Below are 18466 nucleotides of genomic sequence, written 5' to 3' on the forward strand. Positions count from 1 at the left end.
CGTAGGCGTGTTCGTGTGTGGGGGCTCCTGCGTGTGCCGGGCCCGACCTTTCCCGGGGGCTCGTAGCTTTCGCGGGTCCCGCTTCGCAGGTCCGTTACTCTCCGCGGGCCCGGTGCCGTTCGCGGGCGTCTCCGCCGCGAAGCGCCTGCGACACGCTTGTGACCCCGCGTCACGGGACGCGGGGTCACAAGGGGAGCGGCGGTCAGTCGGACTCGGGGAAGCCGATGGAGAAGGCCGCGTCCAGGTCGTGCTTGGAGTAGGTGCGGAAGGCGATGTGCGTCACGGTGTGGAGGACACCAGGAACCTTGTTGAGGCGACCGGGGATGACCTCGGCGACCTGCTCGTAGGCGGCCACACGCACCATGGCCAGCAGGTCGTATTCGCCGGTGATCGAGTAGACCTCGCTGACGCCGTCGATCTCGGCGATCGTCTCAGCGACCTCCGGAATCCGGTCCACCTCGGCGTTGATGTGAACGATTGCCGTGACCATGCGACCAACTGTATCGAATCACCACAGAAGTCGCCCTTCCGGCTGCATGGCACGTCGAGCCGTGGTCGGTGGGGCGGGTTGCCGCAGCGGGTGGTTCCCGGGGTTGCGGGCGGGTTATCGCAGGGGGCGGCCCTCGCGGTTGCGGGGGTGGTCGAGGCTGCGGTAGGCGAGGTCGATGCGGGCCTTGTGGCGGGCGGCGCCGCGGGCGGGCAGGCTCCACTGGCCGTCGACCTCCACCAGTCGCACGCCGGGGGACTCCAGCCAGCGCAGGATGCACTCGGTCTCCTCGGCGCTGGCCGCGTGGACCGGGCCGGGGCCGGGGATGACGGCCTCGGCGGTGGCGGTGAGGGAGGCGACGAAGGGGGTGGGGTGGGCGCCGCGCGGCATGACGCCGGCCGCGGCGAGCCTGCCGTAGCGGATCACGTGGATCTCCCAGCCGCCGTCGAAGGCCGGGCTGGCAGCGATGAGCTGCGGAATGCTGGTGATGGCGGTGAGGCGCTGCATGCGTGCGGCGGCGCGGACGAACGCCGCCAGCCGGTCGCGGTCGACGGAGGCCTCCTCGTAGCGCTGCTCGACCGACAGCCGCTCCATCCGGGCCGAGACCGCCTGAAAGACGGGCGCGGCGTCGAGGAGCATCGCGCGGCGGGCGGTCTCCACGTGGACGGAGTAGTCGGCCTGGCTCTGCTTGCCCTCGCAGGGGGCGCCGCAGCGGCCCATCTCGTGCAGCACGCAGGCGGCGCGGCGGGTGCGGGTCGTGATGGGCTGGGTGCACTGGCGCAGCGGCAGCGCCTCGTGCAGGGCGTTACGGGCGTCGTCGGCGAGCCGGGCGCTGGAGAACGGGCCGAGATAGGCGGCGCCGTCGTCCCTGAGCTCGCGCACGATCGACAGGCGCGGGAACGCCTCGTCGGTGAGCTTGAGCCAGACGACCTTCTCGGGGAAGCGGGATCGGCGGTTGTAGCGGGGTTTGGCGCCGCCGATCAGGCGCAGCTCCCTGACCTCGGCCTCCAGGGCGGTCGAGCAGACGATGTGGCGGACCCGCTCGGCGATGCCGATCATCTCGCGGATGCGCGGCCTGGTCTCACTGGCCGTGAAGTAGGAGCGTACGCGGTTGCGCAGGTTGGTGCTCTTGCCGATGTAGAGGACCTCGCCGCGCTCGTCCTCGAAGAGGTAGACGCCGGGGGAGTGCGGCACCGACTCGGCGAGGTGGCGCTTGCGCTGCTGCTCGGGGGTGGGGGCGCGGACGAACGACTTGAGCTCTTCGAGCGTGTGCACCTGGAAGGAGCCGGCCCGCTCGATGAGGCCGTGGAGCACGTGCACGGTGGCCCTGGCGTCCTCGAGCGCGCGGTGGCACGGATCGGTGGGGCTGCGGAAGAACCGGGCGAGGGTGGACAGCTTGGCGTTGGGCGTCTCGTCGCGGGTCAGCACCCGCCGGGCGAGGTCGACGGTGTCGACGACCGGGTTGGCCGGTGGGGGATAGCCGTGCGCCGCGCAGGCGGCCTTGATGAAGCGGGTGTCGAAGCCGGCGTTGTGGGCGACCAGGGTGGTCCCCCGGATGAACTCCAGGAAGCTCGGCAGCACCGACTCGATCCGCGGCGCGGCCACCACCATGGCGTCGGTGATGCCGGTCAGCACGGAGATGAACGGCGGGATCGGCCCGCCGGGATCGACCAGGGTGGAGAACTCCCCTAAGACCTCGCCCGCCCGCACCTTGACCGCGCCGATCTCGGTGATCATGTGCTCGGCGGGCGACCCGCCGGTCGTCTCGAGGTCGAACACGACGAAGGTGACCGCGCTCAGCGGAGTGCCGAGCTCGTCGAGGGTGCCCTGTACCGATTCCACGATCCAAGACCATAGACAGGCCGACCGACAGTTGCGGGTCCGGGACGAATAACTATTCGGCTTGAACCTTCGTTACCCTTCCCTTTATGTCCGGGGGAAGACTCGCCAACCGCTACTCCCTGATGCAGCCGCTCGGCAGCGGCGGCATGGGGCGGGTCTGGCTGGCCAAGGACGAGATGCTCGACCGCGAGGTGGCGGTCAAGGAGCTCACCCTGCCCCAGGGACTGTCCCCCAAGGAGCGGGCCGAGCTGGTCACCCGGGCCGTGCGCGAGGCGCAGGCGATGGCCCAGCTGCGTCATCCGGGCATTGTGGCGCTGCACGACGTGGTCGTGGAGCAGGACCGGCCCTGGATCGTCATGGAGTTGCTGCGCGGCCGCACCCTCGGCGAGGCGGTCGCGGCGCACGGCCCGATGCCGGTGGAGTACGTCGCCAGGATCGGCGCCGACATGCTCGACGCGCTGTCCGCCGCGCACGCCCGTGGCCTGCAGCACCGCGACGTCAAGCCGGGCAACGTCTTCCTCACCGACAGCGGCAGGGTGGTGCTCACCGACTTCGGCATCGCCAGGCAGGAGGGCCAGGCGACGCTGACCGAGCAGGGCATGACGATCGGCTCGCCCGGATTCATCGCGCCCGAGCGGCTGGAGGGCGAGGCGGGCGGGCCGGCCAGCGACGTGTGGTCGCTGGGCGCGACCCTCTATCTCGCGGTGACGGGCACGGCGGCCTTCGGCGGCACCGCTGCCGAGCGGATCAGGGCGACGCTGACCCAGCCGCTGCCGGTGGCGCCGGGGCCGCTCGGCCCGCTGCTGGCGGCCATGATGGCGGCGCATCCGGCGGCCAGGCCCGCCGCGCCGGCGATGATCCAGCCGCTGCGGCAGGCCGCCGCCGGTCTGCCCGCCGTGCTGCCGGTGCACCACGTGGCGACGGTGCCCCGCCCGGTCAGGCGGCGCGGCAGGCCCCTGCTGTGGATCGCCGCCGCGGCGACGGTGCTGGTCGTGGCCGCGGCGGCCACCGCCGTTGTCCTGATCCTGAAAAATCAGGACAACGGGGTTCCTGCGGCGTTCACTGTGCCCATGAACGTGTGCTCCCTGCTCGCCCAGGAGGACGTCGGCCTGCTGCTGCGCACCCAGAAACCGCCCGCGGGCAAGGCGAGCGCCGACGAGATCGGCCCCCAGTGCGGCTGGACCATGTCGAACACAGGCATGGAGGTGCAGGTGCAGAAGGACTCCGACACCCGCGATCCATGGGCCATGACCCCCGGGTCGGCCCGCACCCTCTTCGCCAACCAGCGGCGCTACTGGGCCGGCAACGACAAGATCCAGTGGGTCTGGCCGGAGATCGGCGTCACGAAGGCCCAGTCGGTGACGCGCACCCCGGTCCGGGCCATGAAAGGCGTCGGCGAGGAGGCCTTCACCTTCGAGCTGAAGGGCTCCACGGGCCGGATGCACTCCGCCATCGTCTTCTACCGCCTGGCCAACCTGGTGGTGAGCGTCGAGTACACCACGCTCGCCGACCGGCCCAGCGACGACGACATCAAGCAGACGGCCCTCAAGGTGGCCCAGGCGAGCGAGCGGGCGTTGCGCCGTGCGGGCTGACGGATACCTGCTCGCCGGCCGTTACCGTCTCGTGGAGCGCCTCGGGCAGGGCGGCGCGGGCACGGTGTGGCGGGCGCACGACGAGACCCTGCACAGGCAGGTCGCGGTCAAGCAGGTCACCGTGCCGCCCGAGCTGACGCCGCGTGAGCGGGCCGAGTTCGCCGACCGGGCCATCCACGAGGCCAGGTCCGCCGGGCGGCTGCGCGACCCGGCCATCGTCCTGGTCCATGACGTCGTGCTGGAGAACGGCCAGCCGTGGATCATCCTCGATCTGGTCGCGGGCAGCTCCCTGGACAAGGTGATCAAGGAGCACGGCCCGCTCCCGCCGGACATGGTGGCCCGCATCGGTCTGCGCGTGCTGTCGGCGCTGTCGGTGGCCCACTCCCACGGCATCGTGCACCAGGACGTCAAACCGGCCAACATCCTGCTCGACGCCGACGGCTCGGCCATGCTGACCGACTTCGGCATCGCGGTCCCGATGGGCGGCAAGGCCGACAAGTACGGCAGCGCCGGCTCGCCCGGCTACATGGCGCCCGAGCGGCTCAACGAGCACCCCTCCGGTCCCGCCTCCGACCTGTGGTCACTGGGCGCCAGCCTGTACACCGCGGTGGAGGGGCGAGCGCCGTTCGAGCGGGCGGGGCCCGCCGCGGTGGCCGCCGCGGTGCTGCTGCACGAGCCGCCGCCCCCGGTCAGAGCCGGTCGGCGGTTCGGCGGCCTGCTGACGGCCATGCTGGCCAAGGACCCGGCCGTCCGTCCCACCGCCGCCCAGGTGCGTGACGAGTTGCACGCCGTGCTCGCCGCTCCCGCGCCCCGCACCTCCTCGCGCCGCCGCTGGTGGCTCGTCCCGGCGGTGCTCGCCGCCGTCGCCCTGCTGGGCACGGGCGGCTGGTACGGCCTGGCGGTGCTGGGCCAGGAGGATCCCGGCAGGTTCGCGGCGGCGCCGGCCCCGTGCGAGCTGCTGACCGACGCCCAGGCCGCCCAGCTGCTCCAGGGCACCACGAGGCGGGCGGCGACCCGGGAGGGCGAGTGCCGGTGGCAGCTGCTCCAGGGCTCCAGGAGCATCCGCTCGATCACCGTACGGACCTGGGCGGAGCGGCCAGCAGGCGACCTCGGCGGCCCGGAGGTCGCGGCGCTGCGCTTCACCAACGAGCGCACGCTGCGCGCCGGCGCCGAGGGCGAGGTGTTCCGTAAGAACGTCGGGGCCGTCACCGACGTGGGGGAGGTGGGAGAGGCCGCGTTCGTGCAGAGCACCTTCCAGTTCGCCCTGGGCGCCACCGACGAGGGCCGCTCCGACAGCACGGTGCTGCTGCGCACCAGCAACCTGCTCGCCGAGGTCATCTGGCACAACGCGAGCGTCAAGCCGGGCACGGCGGACGAGCGGACGGCGGTGTCCGCCGCCCGGCTGGTCTCGACCGCGTTGCGGGAATGAGTCACCGCAAGCGTCCCGCAAGCCGGATGACTAGCATGTTTCACCGCAAGTCATGGCAATCCCCTGGAGTCCCTGGTGAATCCCGGTAGCGAGTACCCACCGCCTCGTCCGCCCTATCAGGTGCCGCACGGCGGGCAGTTCGAGCCACCGACCATGCCCCCCATGCCCCCGATGCCCCCCATGCCCCCCGGCCGGCCGCCGGCGCGGCGTCCCTGGCTCCTGCCGGTGATCGCCGTCTGCGTCGTGGCGCTCATCGGCGGCAGCGCCGGCGCCTACCTGCTGTACGGCCAGGTGCAGCGCACGTTCGGCACCCCGGTCGCCGGGCCGGGCCAGACGTCGCCGTCGAAGTCCGTCAAGGCGGCCGCGGTGACCGGCCCGGACGTGTGCGCGATGCTGCCGAAGCTGGAGGCCGAACGGCTGGTGCCCGAGGCCACGGTGGCCAAGGGCGCCAGAGACTCCGAGTACACGGTCAACTTCTCCTGCAACTGGGTGAACCACCGCATCTCCTTCGGCGAGTTCTGGCGCAGCCGGGAGATCGACGTCAAAGTGGACCAGCATCGGGGCAGCGGCGCGAAGACCGGTCGGGCCATGGCCCAGAACTCCTACGACATCGACTACGGCGGCGCCAAGTTCGGCGAGACGGCCAAGCCCACCCAGGAGAAGGGCGAGAAGGACTACGTCTCGGCGGTCAAGGAGATCCCCGGCGTCGGTGACGCGGCCTTCGCCCAGTACACCTGGCGCCGCTCCGGCACCACGCTGTGGTACTCCTTCGGCACGGCTCGCGCCCGCGTCCAGGACATGACCATCGAGGTCAAGTACCAGGCGAGCCAGCAGCGCAAGGACGCCCAGATCCTCAGCAACGAGACCACCCAGTCGGTCACCGAGGCCAACGCGATCCGCGAGGCCACCAAGGTGATCACGCACATCGCCAAGGGTGTGGCCGCCTGGAAGGCCGAGAACCCTGACGTGGTCGCGCAGCCGTACAAGGCGGCCACCGCCGCGCCGAGCGTGGCCCCCACGCCGACGCCGACCCAGCTCGCCGCCTTCCCGCCCGCCTGCCAGGCCATCACCGAGGTGGCCACCGGGCTGGTGCCCGGCCCGGCCACCAGGGCGCGCGGCCTGGCGGCGGGCGACGACACGCAGACCGAGTGCCGCTGGCTCAACCTGGACGCCCCCGCGGGCGACGCGGTGACCCGGGTCCGCAGTGTGCTGATCACCGTGCACTCCTTCGCCAACCGCGCCGGCGTGGCCGACGCGACGGCCGCCAAGTCCTTCTACTCGGGTCGGCGAGGCGGGGACAGGAACATGGCGCAGTCCTCGTTCGGCGGGATGGAGACCGGCAAGGTGGCCGACCTCGAAGGCCTGGGTGAGCAGGCCTACGGCAAGTACATCAAGACCAGGCGGGGCGAGGTGTCCGCGGGCAGCGGCGCGGTGATCGTGCTGCAGGGCGCCACGGTGGTGGAGATCGACTACGCCGGCGCCGAGCGGCCCAAGGGCCAGCCCGCCAACTCGCCCAAGGCCCGGCTGCTGGCCGAGAAGGAGGCCCGTGCCGGCGCGCTGACCGTGGCACGGGCGTTCCTGCCGGAGTTGGCCGACAAGCCGATCGGGAGCTGAGCCGGCGACCTTGACCACGGCTGTTAACGATCCTGCAACCACCCTGCAAGTGGGACAAATAGTGTTTTTTCAGCAAGTGGTACGTGGGCCGCGTGGTCTGGTTCGCCCAGTACAGGGGCCTGGGCGGGCGGAGGGGGATACGCGCGGCTCACTGCCGCGCCCGGACCAGGAACGGCGCCAGCAGGCCGGGCACGGCCCGCGCCGCCAGGTCCAGCCCGTCGTCCCGCCCGATGTCGGCCACGTCGTAGTGACCGTCGCCGGCGGCCGTGGTCGCGGTGACGGTCAGCAGGCCCGACCGCCGCTGGAACGGTGACTCGGTGATCGTCCAGCCCACGATGCCGCCCCGGTCCAGCATCACCGTGCGCCGGTTGACCGTACCCCGCCTGGAGACCAGGTGGCGTTCGCCCAGCGCGTGGCCGAGCGCGCGGTAGGCGTCGGCGGCCAGCCAGAGCGCGATCGGCAGCGCCAGCGCCGCCAGGCCTGCCGGCACCGCCCAGAGCCGGCCGGCCTGTCCGGGCAGCACGCCCAGCGGCTCCAGCCAGTCTGCGGCGGCGGCGAACCAGACCGCCGCCGCCGCGAGCGCGGTCAGGAACACCACCGTGGACAGCGCCCAGCCGATCCGCCTGCGCCTTGCAGCCAGGGGATGGCGGCGGGGCGGGGCCGGCGCCGCCCCCGCGACGCGCGCCGCCACCTGGCCGGCCAGCTCGCGGGGCAGCGGCGGCGTGAGCGCGGCCACGTGCTCGCTCTCGCCCTCCTCCGCCTTACCGAGCCCCGTGGCGACCGTCCTTACCCGCGCGCCGCCGCCCAGCCTCAGCAGCAGCGGCTCGCTGATCTCCACCCCGCGCAGCCGGCGCTCCTGCAGGGTCAGTGAGCGGTTCGTCAGCAGCCCGCGGCGCAGCCTGAGCCTGCCCGGCTCGCGGTCCAGCCGGTAGCGGCCCCACGACTCGGCGAACAGCAGCAGCGCGCCCACCACGCCGGCGGCCACGTTCGCCGCCAGGATCACCGGGACCGCCATCCATGGCCGCCCGGTCACCCAGCCCCAGATGGCGGCCGCGGTGTCCGCCGTGAACCGGTCCACGCCCAGCAGGTCGACCCCTTTGAACAGGACGCCGAGCACCAGCCCGGCCCCGGCGAACGTCCACACCGACAGCGGCGCGTACCTCGCCCAGGCCCACCGCAGCTCGGCCAGCGGCGCCCGCGTGTCCTCGGCCTCGTGCGGGAGCAGGGCGCGACGCAGCTCCTCGGCGTCCCGTACGGTCAGGGAGTCCAGCGCGAGCTCGGAGTCGGCGTCCGCGTGCTCGCCGGTGCCGATCTTGACCAGGGTCAGGCCGAACACGCGCCGTACCGGGTCCGCGCGCACGTCCACGCTGCGCACCCGGTCGCGCGGGATCGAGCGATGCTGCCGTACGGCCACTCCCGTGCGCACCTCCAGCCGCTCGGCGGTCAGCCGCCAGCGGGTCGCGCGCAGCCGCGCGGTCTCGTACGCCAGCACCGCGGCGACGACCAGCACGCCCGCGCCGGCGCCGGCCGCGACGATCGCCTGCCACGGCCATGAAGCGCCGGCCAGCACCCGCGCCAGCACGATCACCACCGGCGCCGCGACGGCCAGTGACTTGACCCCCGCGGCCCCCAGGTTGCGGCGGGACAACTCCCGCCAGGTCTCGCCGGTCACGTGGCATCACCCGGCGTGGTCTGGGTGAGCGCGGTCAGCCGCGCGGCCAGGTCGGCGGCCAGCTCGTGGTCCAGCGCCTCGATCTTGATGGCGCCGGCGGCCGAGGCGGTGGTCACCGTGACGTCGGCCAGCCCGAACAGCCGCTGCACCGGCCCCCGCGCGGTGTCGACCGTCTGGATGCGCGACATCGGCGCCACCCGCCAGGTGTGGGTCAGCCAGCCTTCGCGGGTGTAGACCGCCTCGCCGGTCACCTCCCAGCGGCGTACCCGGTAGGAGGCGCGCGGCGCGACCAGCGCCAGGACGACGCAGCCCACGGCGAACGCGCCCGCCGCCACGCCGAGCCAGAGCGGGCGCTCGGTGAGGAACCAGAAGGCCGCCAGGCCGGCGGCCGCCACCGGCAGCAGGAAGAGCAGCCACTGGGTCGTCCACCACGCGACCGCCCTCGGGTCGGCCCACTCACGCGGCGGGCGCAGCATGGTGGCGCCGTGCCCGGCTGTCCCGGGCTCGTTCTCGGTTCGGGTTTCGGTTTCGGGGAGGACTCGCATGGTCCCAGCGTCTCCGGCCCGCCCGGCCCGCCGCGTCGGTCCGAGGTCTGGCCCGGTATCGACTTTGGTCGCTGTCGCCATGTCCTTCGTACGGCATAACCTCGGTGAACGTGACGGGCTCGGATGAATACCGGTGGGCGCTGCCGTCCGTCCTGCTCGGCGACGGCGGCGCGGGGCGGCCGGTGCGGCGCTCGACCCGTGACTGGTTCGTCGACATCGTCATGTTCGTGCTGGCCTGCGTGCTCACCCTGGTGACCATCCCGGAGCTGGCGGACGAGCCCGAGCCGGTGATCGCGCTGGAGCAGGTGGCCGGCGTCCTGGGATGCCTGTCGGTGTGGCTGCGCCGCCGGTGGCCGGTCGGATTTGCCGTGGTGACCAGCGTCCTGTCGACCTACCTGGAGCTGGTCGGCGGAGCCGCCGTCGTCGGGCTGTTCACGGTGGCCGTGCACCGGCCGTTCAAGGTCTCCGGCTCCATCGCCCTGCTCAGCGTGGTCACCCTGCTGCCGTACGTGTTCCTCAGGCCGGACCCCGAGCTCGGCCCGCTGGGCACGTTCGTCCTGGGCCTCGCCATCATGCTGACGGTCTTCGCCTGGGGGGTGGTGGTGCGGGCCAGGCGGCAGCTCGTCTGGACGCTCAGGCAGCGGGCCGACATCGCCGCCGAGGAGGCCAAGCGGCTGGAGCGCGAGCGGATCGCCAGGGAGATGCACGACGTGCTGGCCCACCGCCTGTCCATGCTGAGCCTGCACGCGGGCGCGCTGGAGTTCAGGCCGGACGCCCCGGCCGAGGAGATCGCCAGGGCCGCCGGGGCGATCAGGAGCAGCGCCCACCTGGCGTTGCAGGACCTGCGCGAGGTGATCGGCGTGCTGCGCCATCCGGGCTCGCCCGGCGACGAGCCGGTGCCCGAGCGGCCGCAGCCCACCCTGGCCGACCTGCCCGACCTGGTGGCGGAGTGCAAACAGGCGGGCATGGACGTCCGGCTCGACCTGGCGGTCGGGCACGCGCCGGAAAGCCTGGGCCGCACCCTCTACCGCATCGTGCAGGAGGCGCTGACCAACGCCCGCAAGCACGCCGACGGCGCTCCCGCCACCGTGGCGGTGACCGGGGCTCCAGGGGAGGGGCTGTCGGCCGAGGTGCGCAACGCCCTGTGGCCGTGGTCCGGCTCGCGCATCCCCGGAGCGGGGGCCGGGCTCATCGGGCTGACCGAGCGGGCGGAGCTGGCGGGCGGGCGGCTGGAGCACGGCGCGACCCCCGAAGGAGACTTCCTCGTGCGAGCCTGGTTACCATGGCCGGCCGACGACCCCAGGGAGGATGCATGACCGCGCCGATCCGGGTTCTGATCGTCGACGACGACGCGCTCGTCAGGGCCGGGCTGTCCATGATCCTGGGCGGCCAGGACGACATCGCGATCGTCGGGGAGGCGGGCGACGGGTCACAGGTGCCGCCGATGGTCGCCGAGCACCGGCCGGACGTGGTCCTGATGGACATCCGCATGCCGGAGGTCGACGGGCTCGCCGCGACCGAGGCGCTGCGCGGCACCAAGTCGCCGCCCGAGGTGCTGGTGCTGACCACCTTCCACGCCGACGCGCAGGTGCTGCGCGCGCTGCGCGCGGGCGCGGCCGGGTTCCTGCTCAAGGACATCCCACCGGCCGAGCTGGTGGCGGCCATCAGGAAGGTGGCGGCGGGTGAGCCGATCCTGTCGCCGGCGGTGACCCGTCAGCTCATCTCGCACGTGTCCGGCGACGGCGCGGGACAGCGCACCGAGCGCGCCCGCGCCCTGCTCGACCGGCTCAGCGAGCGCGAGCGCGAGGTGGCGGCCGCGGTCGGCCAGGGCAGGTCCAACGCCGAGATCGGGCGTGAGCTGTTCATGAGCGTGCCCACCGTCAAGGCGCACGTCTCACGCATCCTCACCAAGCTGGGGCTGAACAACCGGGTGCAGATCGCGCTGCTGGTCTACGACGCCGGCCCGTGAGCGACCGGTCGATCGCCGGAGCCGGTCCCCGGAGGCTGAGGGCTGGAATTCCAGCTTTTCGCCTGGCCGGCCGCGTCAGGTCGTACCGCGTTCCCGGACAGGGCCGGACGTGGCGCGCCTGCTGGGCGAGCGCCGGTCCTCGCGCGGTCCGATAACGCCCACCAAGCGCTTGTCCCCTTTCGGGTGTCCGTTACGGACAGGTAGCCGACAGCCGTACCCTTGTCTGAAAGAGCATGTCATGAAGGGACAGTGGGATGAGTTCAGCGGGTGAAGGCCTGTCTCGCCCGCTTCCCGAGCAGGTGCGGCTGAATGTCGTCGACCTGGCGGCTCAGGTCCTCGGCTCGATGCCCGCTGTCGCCGTCCCACCGCCGCTGCGCGGCATCGCCAAGTTCGACCCGCGCAAGCGCGCCAGGCTGGGCAGCGCCCCCATCGCCGCCCAGCTGGAGAACGACAAGGAGTTCCGCGAGGCGGTCGCCGAGTCGGTGGCCGCCGGCTGGCCGGAGCTCATCGCCTCACTGGCCGAGGGCAACGTGCCGCCCGCCGCCGATCCGGTGCTCGTCGCCGCGGCGGCCTACCTCATCCGGCCCCCCGGCTGGGCGGAGATGGTGGAGTCGGCGAGGGCGGATCTGGAGCGGTCTGCGGTCGCGGCCGAGGGATCCGAGCGCGAGGAGGTCGTCTCCCGGCTGCGCGAGCAGCTCGCCGCCCTGAAGAACACCGCCAAGGAGGAGGCCGAGCGGTTGCGCGAGCAGCTCAAGTCCGCCCGCGCCGAGAACTCCGACCTGCGCCGCAAGCTGCACGAGACGCGCGAGCGCACCAAGGCCGCCGTGCGCCGCGCCGATGAGATGGCGCACGCCGCCGAGGACGCCAAGATCGCCGCCTCGGCCGCGGGCAGCGCCGGCGAGTCCGAGCTGCGGCGGCTGCGCGAGCGCCTGGCTGACGTCGAGAAGCAGCTCGAAGCCTCGCGCCGGGCCGCCCGCGAGGGCAGGAGCATCGAGGACGCCCGCATCAGGGTGCTGCTCGACGCCCTGCAGGACGCCTCGGCGGGGCTGCGCAGAGAGCTGGCCCTGCCCACCACGATCAGCAAGCCCGCCGACTCGGTCGCCGCGGCCACCGGCGAGCGTCCTGGGGTGCGCGGGGTGCCCGCCCGCGCGCTGGCCGACGACGACCCCCAGCTGCTCGACCAGCTCCTCGCGCTGCCCCAGGTGCATCTGATCATCGACGGCTACAACGTGACCAAGTCCGGCTACGGCACCCTCACCCTCGCCGACCAGCGCACCCGGTTGATGACCGGCCTCGGCGGGCTCGTCGCCCAGACCCGGGTCGAGGTGACCGCCGTGTTCGACGGCGCCGAGCTCAACTCGCCAGTGCAGGTGGTCGCGCCGCGCGGGGTGCGGGTGCTGTTCAGCGCGCCGGGCGAGATCGCCGACGACCTGATCCGCCAGCTCGTACGCGCGGAGCCGCCGGGCCGGGCCATCGCCGTGGTCTCCTCCGACCGCGAGGTGGCCGAATCGGTGCGGCGGATGGGAGCCAGACCCGTTCCGTCTGGACTGCTGCTTCGACGGCTGGGCCGCGCCTAGATTACAAATATGACGTTTAGGTGAGACTTACCCCGTCACTTCTGTACTATTTCGCCCCAGGTATATCCCCTGGGAGGCGACGCTGTGAGGTTGGGCCGGATACCCCTGGCCACGGGTCTTGCGATCGGGCTGCTGCTGACCCCGATGGGAGGCGCGCTGGCCGATCCCAAGCCCACGGTCAGCCAGGCCAAGGCGAAGCTGAAAAAGCTCAATGACAAGGCCGACAAGGTCGTCGACCGCTACAACACGGCGACCGAGAAGTACAAAGAGGCCAGCGGCCGCTACGCCAAGCTCAACGAGAGCTACAAACGCAAGCTGGCCACCGTGGCCGATCTGCGCGAGCAGGTGGTCGCGATGGCCGTCGACACCTACAAGATGGGCGACTACACCTCGTTGCCCACGATGATGACCAATGACGAGCCCGGCGACATGCTGTACAGCATGTCGCTGACCCAGCAGCTCTCCCAGGAGCGAGCCGACAAGCTCGCCGCCTTCGACCGGGAGAACCGCGGCCTCAAGATCGAGCGCGACAGCGCCCAGGACGCGCTCGGCGACGCCGACAAGGAGCGCGACGCGGTCAGCAAGGACCGCAAGGAGATCCTGGCGCTCATCGCGCAGCAGAAGAAGCTCCTCAACAGGCTCGGCGCCTACCGCGCCGGCAATCCCAACAGCACCGGTCTGAAGTACACCGGTCCGGCCTCGGGCAACGCCGCGGCGGCGCTGTCCTTCGCCTACGGCCAGATCGGCAAGCCGTACGTCTTCGGCGGCACGGGACCGGGTGGGTTCGACTGCTCCGGCCTCACGCAGGCCGCCTGGCGCGCGGCGGGCGTCGAGCTGCCGCGCACCACCTGGCAGCAGTGGACGGCCGGCCGTGCGGTGGACATGAACGACCTGCAGCCCGGCGACCTCATCTTCAGTCAGGGACTGGGGCACGTGAGCATCTACGCGGGCAACGGTCAGATGGTGCACGCACCGCAGACCGGTGATGTGGTCAAGGTGGTCTCCCTTTCCGCCTACGGCAGGAGTTTCGCGGGCGCCCGCCGCCCGTGATCCACACCCTTCGAGCCGGGTCCCGGAACATTTCCGGGGCCCGGTTTCGTGCTTTCCAGGCGTGAATGGATGTGACGCATGTGACAAGAGGTACGGATGGGACCTGACAATTCATTCAATCGTCAACTGTGAGAAGGGTCACTTTTCAATAACGAACCCCCATATCCCAGCAGTGGTGGAGGACTTGACTCTCCCTTTGTCTGATCTTGACTGAGGCACTCAGGCTTTGCCAGATCGCGACGACCGGGCGTAGCTTCTGGCCTCGCGGCGCCACGCCATGTCGCCGCGGACCGCCATCGGATCTTCCGAGGTGGACCGATGAACATTCCAGCCGGTCGCCGCCCCCGCCCTTGTAGACGAATGGAGGCGGTGACCTGCCGAGTCCGTGCAGCCAGGAGGCACGGAGCCGGGGACCCAGCGATCCGCGTTTCCGGATCAGGGGTGAATCGGCGCGACACGCGCCGTAGGGCGACTTCCAGGCCCGAATCCGTCAGCTAACCCGGTAGGCGTTCGTGGAAGATCCAAGGAGAAATCCTGTCTACCTCTTCGCAGAACCCCCGTCTGTCCCGCATCGCCCTGAGTGGCGTGGCGCTGACCATGACCGTGACAGCCGGAGGGATGGTCCTCCCTGCCACGTCGGCGCAGGCGGCGACGATGAGCGAATCCTCCGGCTCCTCCGGGACGAAGGCGGCCAAGTCCGCCAAGTCCGCGAAGCGGGCCAAGGTCGCTCGGCAACAGCTGATGGCCGGTAAGGCGGTCGCGGTGGCCAAGAAGCAGATCGGTGACCCGTACCGTTACGGCGGCACCGGACCTGGTTCGTTCGACTGCTCGGGTCTCGTCCAGTTCGCCTGGAAGAAGGCCGGAGTGAAGATCCCGCGCGTCACGTACAGCCAGTTCGCGCGCATCAGGACGAAAGTCTCCTACAAGAACCTGCGGGAAGGAGACCTGCTGTTCTTCCGCGGGCTCGGTCACGTCGGCATGTACGTCGGCGGCGGCAAGATGATCCATTCGCCGAGGACAGGCGAACGGGTGCGCATCGAGAAGCTCGCGGGATGGCGCAAGTCGTCGTTCGTGGGCGCGGTACGTCCCGGGTTGTGATCCCCGGTCCGAAGGCCCCGTCCCGCCCGGGACGGGGCCTTCGGCCGTCCCGGGCCCATCAGACCGCCATCGGGCCGTCTTCGGGGCGGATCTGCCGTTCGGGCGGCTACCATCGGGCATCGTGTCCGTGCGGGTGAGCCGTCGAGCGGTGCTGGCGGCCCTGCTGCTGGCCGGGGCCGCCACGGCCAGCGCTCCGGACCTCGCCGAGGTCCCGGCCCCGTGGGGTGACGAAGCGGTGGTCGTACGAGGGAGAAGCTCTTCGGTCGCCGGGCGCCACGCGCCCGCCGAGCTCCTCCGCGACCTGGCACGCCGGGCCGACACGGCCGGGCGGCGGGTGGCGGCCGTGCTGGGCCGGCCGGTGCGTCCCGTGGTCCTGGTGCCCGGCTCCGCCGCCGAGGCTGCCGGGCTCGCCGGGGTGGCGTCGGTCGACGGGCTGGCCGCCGTGGCGGACGACGGCCGGGTGATCGTGGTGCCCGAGTTCTTCGCCCGGCTCACGCCGACCGGCAGGGACGTGGTGCTGACGCACGAGCTGACCCATGTCGCCGCGGGCACCGGCGGGCTGCCGATCTGGCTCTACGAGGGTTTCGCCGACTACGTCGCCTACCGGGACGCCGGGCTGCCCGTGCGGGTGGCCGCCGCCGAGCTCGCCGCCGAGGTCAGAGCGGGACGAATCCCCCGCCATCTGCCGGGACCGGCGGACTTCGCCCTCCAGGGCGACGGCGCCAGGCTCGCGCGGGCGTACCAGGAGGCCTGGCTGGCGTGTCGCTTCCTCGCCGGGCACCGGGGTGAGAGGACCCTGGTGAGGCTCTACCGTGAAGCTCAGGCGGGCGGCGTCGACGGGGCGCTCGCCTCGCTGGGGCTCTCGACCGGCATGCTGACGGAGCGGTGGCGCGCGTACATGCGCGACCAGCTGGCGTGAGGGGACGCGAATGGACCAGAACAGAAACGACGCGGCGGACGACGACGTCGGCGTCACAGAGGCGGGTGAGGTGGCCGTAGAGGCCGGCGAGGTGGCCGTGGAGGCCGGCGAGAGCGCCGAGCCCGCCGGTCGAGCCGCGCCCGGCGACGGCGCTGGACGGCCCGCAGCGGGGCGACCCGCTGGACCGGCCCCGGAGGGGGGAGCCGCGCCCGGCAGCGGTGCTGGACGGCCTCCAGAGGGGCAGGGGAGGGGTGTGGCGGAAGCGGGGGACGAGCGGCGGGCCACGATGCTGCGGCGGCAGGCCGGGGCGGCGTTCGCCGTGCTGGGCGCCGTGCTGGTGGGCGTGGTGGCGTTCACCACGCCCTGGCAGGCGCTGCCTTCGTCCGCGCCCGCCGTCACGCCCGACCCGGCCCGGGATTTCACCGCCGCCCAGCTGGCCAGGTCGCAGGCGTTCGACGCGGCCACCAGCCTGCCCAGCTACCTGTCCCTCGGGCTCGGCCTGGTGTTCGCGGGCCTGCTCGTCGCCACCCCGCTCGGCGCGAAGCTGCTGGGATGGGTGCGCGGCCCGTGGTGGGTGCGGGTCCTGCTGGGCGTGTTCGCCATCACCGCGATCGAGGAGGCCCTGCGCTGGCCGCTCGGCATCTGGTTCGAGACGGTGCTGCGCGACTACGGGCTGTCCACCCAGGACTGGGTGGGCTGGACGGCGGACCGGCTCAAGGGCATTGGCATCAACGCGGCCCTGCTGACCGTCATGGTGCTCGCGATCGTGGCCCTGGCCCGCCGGATCAGGCGCTGGTGGATTCCCGCCGCGGTGGGGGCGTTCGCGCTGACCGTGAGCGCCTCCTTCGTCTACCCCGTGGTGTTCGAGCCGGTGTTCAACGACTTCCACGCCATGCCCGCCGGGCCGCTGCGCACCAACCTGATGGCGATGGCCGAGCGCGACGGCGTCCCGGTGGAGGACGTGCTGGTGGCCGACGCCTCACGCAGGACGACCGCGCTCAACGCCTACGTCTCCGGTTTCGGCGCCACCCGCCGGATCGTGGTCTACGACACCCTGCTCAAGGCGCCGCAGCCCGAGGTGGAGCTGATCGTGGCGCACGAGCTGGGTCACGCCAAGCGTGACGACGTGCTCTACGGCACGCTCGTCGGCGCGATGGGGACCGCGCTCGGCGCGATCATGCTGTTCCTCGGGTTCCGGCTGCTGCGCAGGCGTACGGGCATCGCCTCGATCACCGATCCCCGCGCGGTCGGCGTGATCATGGGGTTGATGACCCTGGCCACGTTCCTGTCCGGCCCCGTCCAGAACATGCTCAGCCGCACCGTCGAGGCCAGGGCCGATGTCCATGCCCTGGACCTGACGAGGGACCCGGTCACGTTCGCCGCGATGCAGAAACGCCTGGCAAGCACCAACATTTCTGACTTGTCGCCGGATGCGGTGGAATATGTGCTCTATGCATCTCATCCCACGACTCCTCAGCGGATCGCCCTCGCGCGCTCCTGGGCAGAACTGAACGGCGTCCCCGGCCCGTGACCAAGGTGGTCTTCGTCACGAACGACTTCCCGCCCCGGCCGGGCGGCATCCAGTCGTTCGTGCACGGCCTCGCCCTGCGCACGCCGGACGCGGCCGTCTACGCCCCGGCCTGGCCCGGGTGCGCCGAATTCGACCGGCGGCAGCCGTACCGGATCGTGCGTCACCCGGGCCGGCTCATGCTGCCCACGCCCGCCGTCGCCCGCCGGGCCGCCCGGCTGGTCGCCGAGCACGGCGCGGGCACGGTCGTGCTGGGCGCGGCGGCGCCGCTCGGCCTGCTCGCCCCGCGCCTGCGCGCGGCGGGCGCGCGGCGGGTGGTGATGCTCACCCACGGCCACGAGGCGTCGTGGGCCGGCGCACCGGTCTTCCGCTCGGTGCTGCGCAGGATCGGCGAGCACGCCGACGTGGTCACCTACCTGGGCGACTACACCCGCGCCCGGCTGGCGGCCGTGATCGGGGAGGACAAGCTGGTACGGCTCGCGCCGGGCGTGGACACCGAGCTGTTCCGCCCCCCGGCGGTCAGGGCGGAGCCGCGCGAGCTCGCGGGGCTGAGCGGCCGGCCGGTGGTCGCCTGCGTGTCCAGGCTGGTGCCGCGCAAAGGGCAGGACCAGCTCATCCGGGCCTGGCCCGAGGTGCTGCGGGCGGTGCCGGACGCGGTGCTGCTGCTGGTGGGCGGCGGCCCGTACCGCCGCGAGCTGGACAAGCTCGCGGCGGGCCGGCCGTCGATCGTGTTCACCGGCACCGTCCCCGCCGCCGACCTGCCCGGCTACTACGCCGCCGCCGACGTCTTCGCCATGCCGTGCCGCACCCGATGGGGCGGCGTGGACGTGGAAGGGCTCGGCATCGTCTTCCTGGAGGCGTCCGCGACCGGGCTGCCGGTCGTGGCGGGCGACTCCGGCGGCGCACCCGAGGCGGTGCGGCACCGCGAGACCGGCCTCGTCGTCGACGGCGACAGCGTCGAGGACATCGCCGCCGCGCTGATCGAGCTGCTGGCCAACCCCGACCAGGCGCGCAAGCTCGGCGCGGCCGGCCGCGACTGGATCGCCGGGGAGTGGTCCTGGGACCAGGCGGCCGCCCGCTTCCGCGCCCTGCTGTGACGGCCCCCTGTTGTGACGGCCCCTGCTGTGACGGGCCCTGCTGTAGC

15 protein-coding genes and 1 riboswitch are annotated in these 18466 nt (G+C 72.3%); of the genes, 11 read left to right on the forward strand and 4 right to left on the reverse strand.

Annotated elements, in window-relative coordinates; genetic code table 11:
* Positions 1-202: 202 nt before the first annotated feature.
* Positions 203-490: an Lrp/AsnC family transcriptional regulator gene (locus ACTMTF_RS01210; RefSeq protein WP_397001166.1), complete on the reverse strand. Its 288-nt coding sequence runs from the start codon at positions 488-490 to the stop codon at positions 203-205.
* A 114-nt stretch (positions 491-604) separates the two neighbouring features.
* Positions 605-2329 (reverse strand): DEDD exonuclease domain-containing protein, encoded by a 1725-nt coding sequence (locus ACTMTF_RS01215; RefSeq protein WP_441108816.1) that lies wholly within the window; start codon positions 2327-2329, stop codon positions 605-607.
* A gap of 86 nt (positions 2330-2415) precedes the next feature.
* Here ACTMTF_RS01215 and ACTMTF_RS01220 point away from each other — a divergent pair, with 86 nt between their 5' ends.
* From ACTMTF_RS01220 to ACTMTF_RS01230, 3 genes are all read left to right on the forward strand, one after another.
* The gene (locus ACTMTF_RS01220; RefSeq protein WP_441108817.1) at positions 2416-3921 is read left to right on the forward strand and encodes a serine/threonine-protein kinase; all 1506 of its coding nucleotides are present in this window, start codon (positions 2416-2418) and stop codon (positions 3919-3921) included.
* Complete coding sequence (locus tag ACTMTF_RS01225; protein WP_441108818.1) at positions 3911-5350, forward strand: serine/threonine-protein kinase; 1440 nt, start codon at positions 3911-3913, stop codon at positions 5348-5350. The genes ACTMTF_RS01220 and ACTMTF_RS01225 overlap by 11 nt, the downstream gene beginning before the upstream one ends.
* Positions 5351-5512: 162 nt before the next feature.
* A complete protein-coding gene (locus ACTMTF_RS01230; protein WP_441108819.1) occupies positions 5513-6964 on the forward strand; it encodes a hypothetical protein in 1452 nt (483 codons plus the stop codon).
* A gap of 148 nt (positions 6965-7112) precedes the next feature.
* On the opposite strand, the gene ACTMTF_RS01235 is transcribed toward ACTMTF_RS01230, so the two are convergent.
* Both ACTMTF_RS01235 and ACTMTF_RS01240 read right to left on the reverse strand, forming a co-directional pair.
* A complete protein-coding gene (locus tag ACTMTF_RS01235) occupies positions 7113-8636 on the reverse strand; it encodes a PH domain-containing protein (RefSeq protein WP_441108820.1) in 1524 nt (507 codons plus the stop codon).
* Entirely contained in the window at positions 8633-9181 is a 549-nt protein-coding gene (locus tag ACTMTF_RS01240) for a PH domain-containing protein (protein ID WP_441108821.1), read from the reverse strand. The genes ACTMTF_RS01235 and ACTMTF_RS01240 overlap by 4 nt, the downstream gene beginning before the upstream one ends.
* Before the next feature lie 110 nt (positions 9182-9291).
* Here ACTMTF_RS01240 and ACTMTF_RS01245 point away from each other — a divergent pair, with 110 nt between their 5' ends.
* The 8 genes from ACTMTF_RS01245 to ACTMTF_RS01280 all read left to right on the forward strand — a co-directional run bounded on the left by ACTMTF_RS01245 (position 9292) and on the right by ACTMTF_RS01280 (position 18419).
* Positions 9292-10497: a sensor histidine kinase gene (locus ACTMTF_RS01245; protein WP_441108822.1), complete on the forward strand. Its 1206-nt coding sequence runs from the start codon at positions 9292-9294 to the stop codon at positions 10495-10497.
* Positions 10494-11150, forward strand: coding sequence for a response regulator (locus ACTMTF_RS01250; protein WP_441108823.1), 657 nt, complete (start codon positions 10494-10496; stop codon positions 11148-11150). The genes ACTMTF_RS01245 and ACTMTF_RS01250 overlap by 4 nt, the downstream gene beginning before the upstream one ends.
* A 254-nt stretch (positions 11151-11404) precedes the next feature.
* Positions 11405-12727, forward strand: coding sequence for an NYN domain-containing protein (locus tag ACTMTF_RS01255; protein ID WP_441108824.1), 1323 nt, complete (start codon positions 11405-11407; stop codon positions 12725-12727).
* Between the two features lie 84 nt (positions 12728-12811).
* Positions 12812-13777 (forward strand): NlpC/P60 family protein, encoded by a 966-nt coding sequence (locus tag ACTMTF_RS01260; protein ID WP_441108825.1) that lies wholly within the window; start codon positions 12812-12814, stop codon positions 13775-13777.
* Positions 13778-14142: 365 nt separating this feature from the next.
* Positions 14143-14301: riboswitch (cyclic di-AMP (ydaO/yuaA leader) on the forward strand.
* Positions 14302-14431: 130 nt separating this feature from the next.
* The gene (locus ACTMTF_RS01265) at positions 14432-14875 is read left to right on the forward strand and encodes a C40 family peptidase (protein WP_441108826.1); all 444 of its coding nucleotides are present in this window, start codon (positions 14432-14434) and stop codon (positions 14873-14875) included.
* Positions 14876-14996: 121 nt separating this feature from the next.
* On the forward strand, positions 14997-15794 hold the full coding sequence (locus tag ACTMTF_RS01270) for a hypothetical protein (protein WP_441108827.1): 798 nt from the start codon (positions 14997-14999) through the stop codon (positions 15792-15794).
* A gap of 10 nt (positions 15795-15804) precedes the next feature.
* A complete protein-coding gene (locus ACTMTF_RS01275) occupies positions 15805-17325 on the forward strand; it encodes a M48 family metallopeptidase (protein WP_441108828.1) in 1521 nt (506 codons plus the stop codon).
* Complete coding sequence (locus ACTMTF_RS01280; protein ID WP_441108829.1) at positions 17322-18419, forward strand: glycosyltransferase family 4 protein; 1098 nt, start codon at positions 17322-17324, stop codon at positions 18417-18419. Before ACTMTF_RS01275 ends, ACTMTF_RS01280 begins: the two co-directional genes overlap by 4 nt.
* The last annotated feature ends 47 nt before the right edge of the window (positions 18420-18466 follow it).

Source organism: Nonomuraea sp. ZG12, assembly GCF_052068115.1.
Lineage (GTDB): Bacteria > Actinomycetota > Actinomycetes > Streptosporangiales > Streptosporangiaceae > Nonomuraea.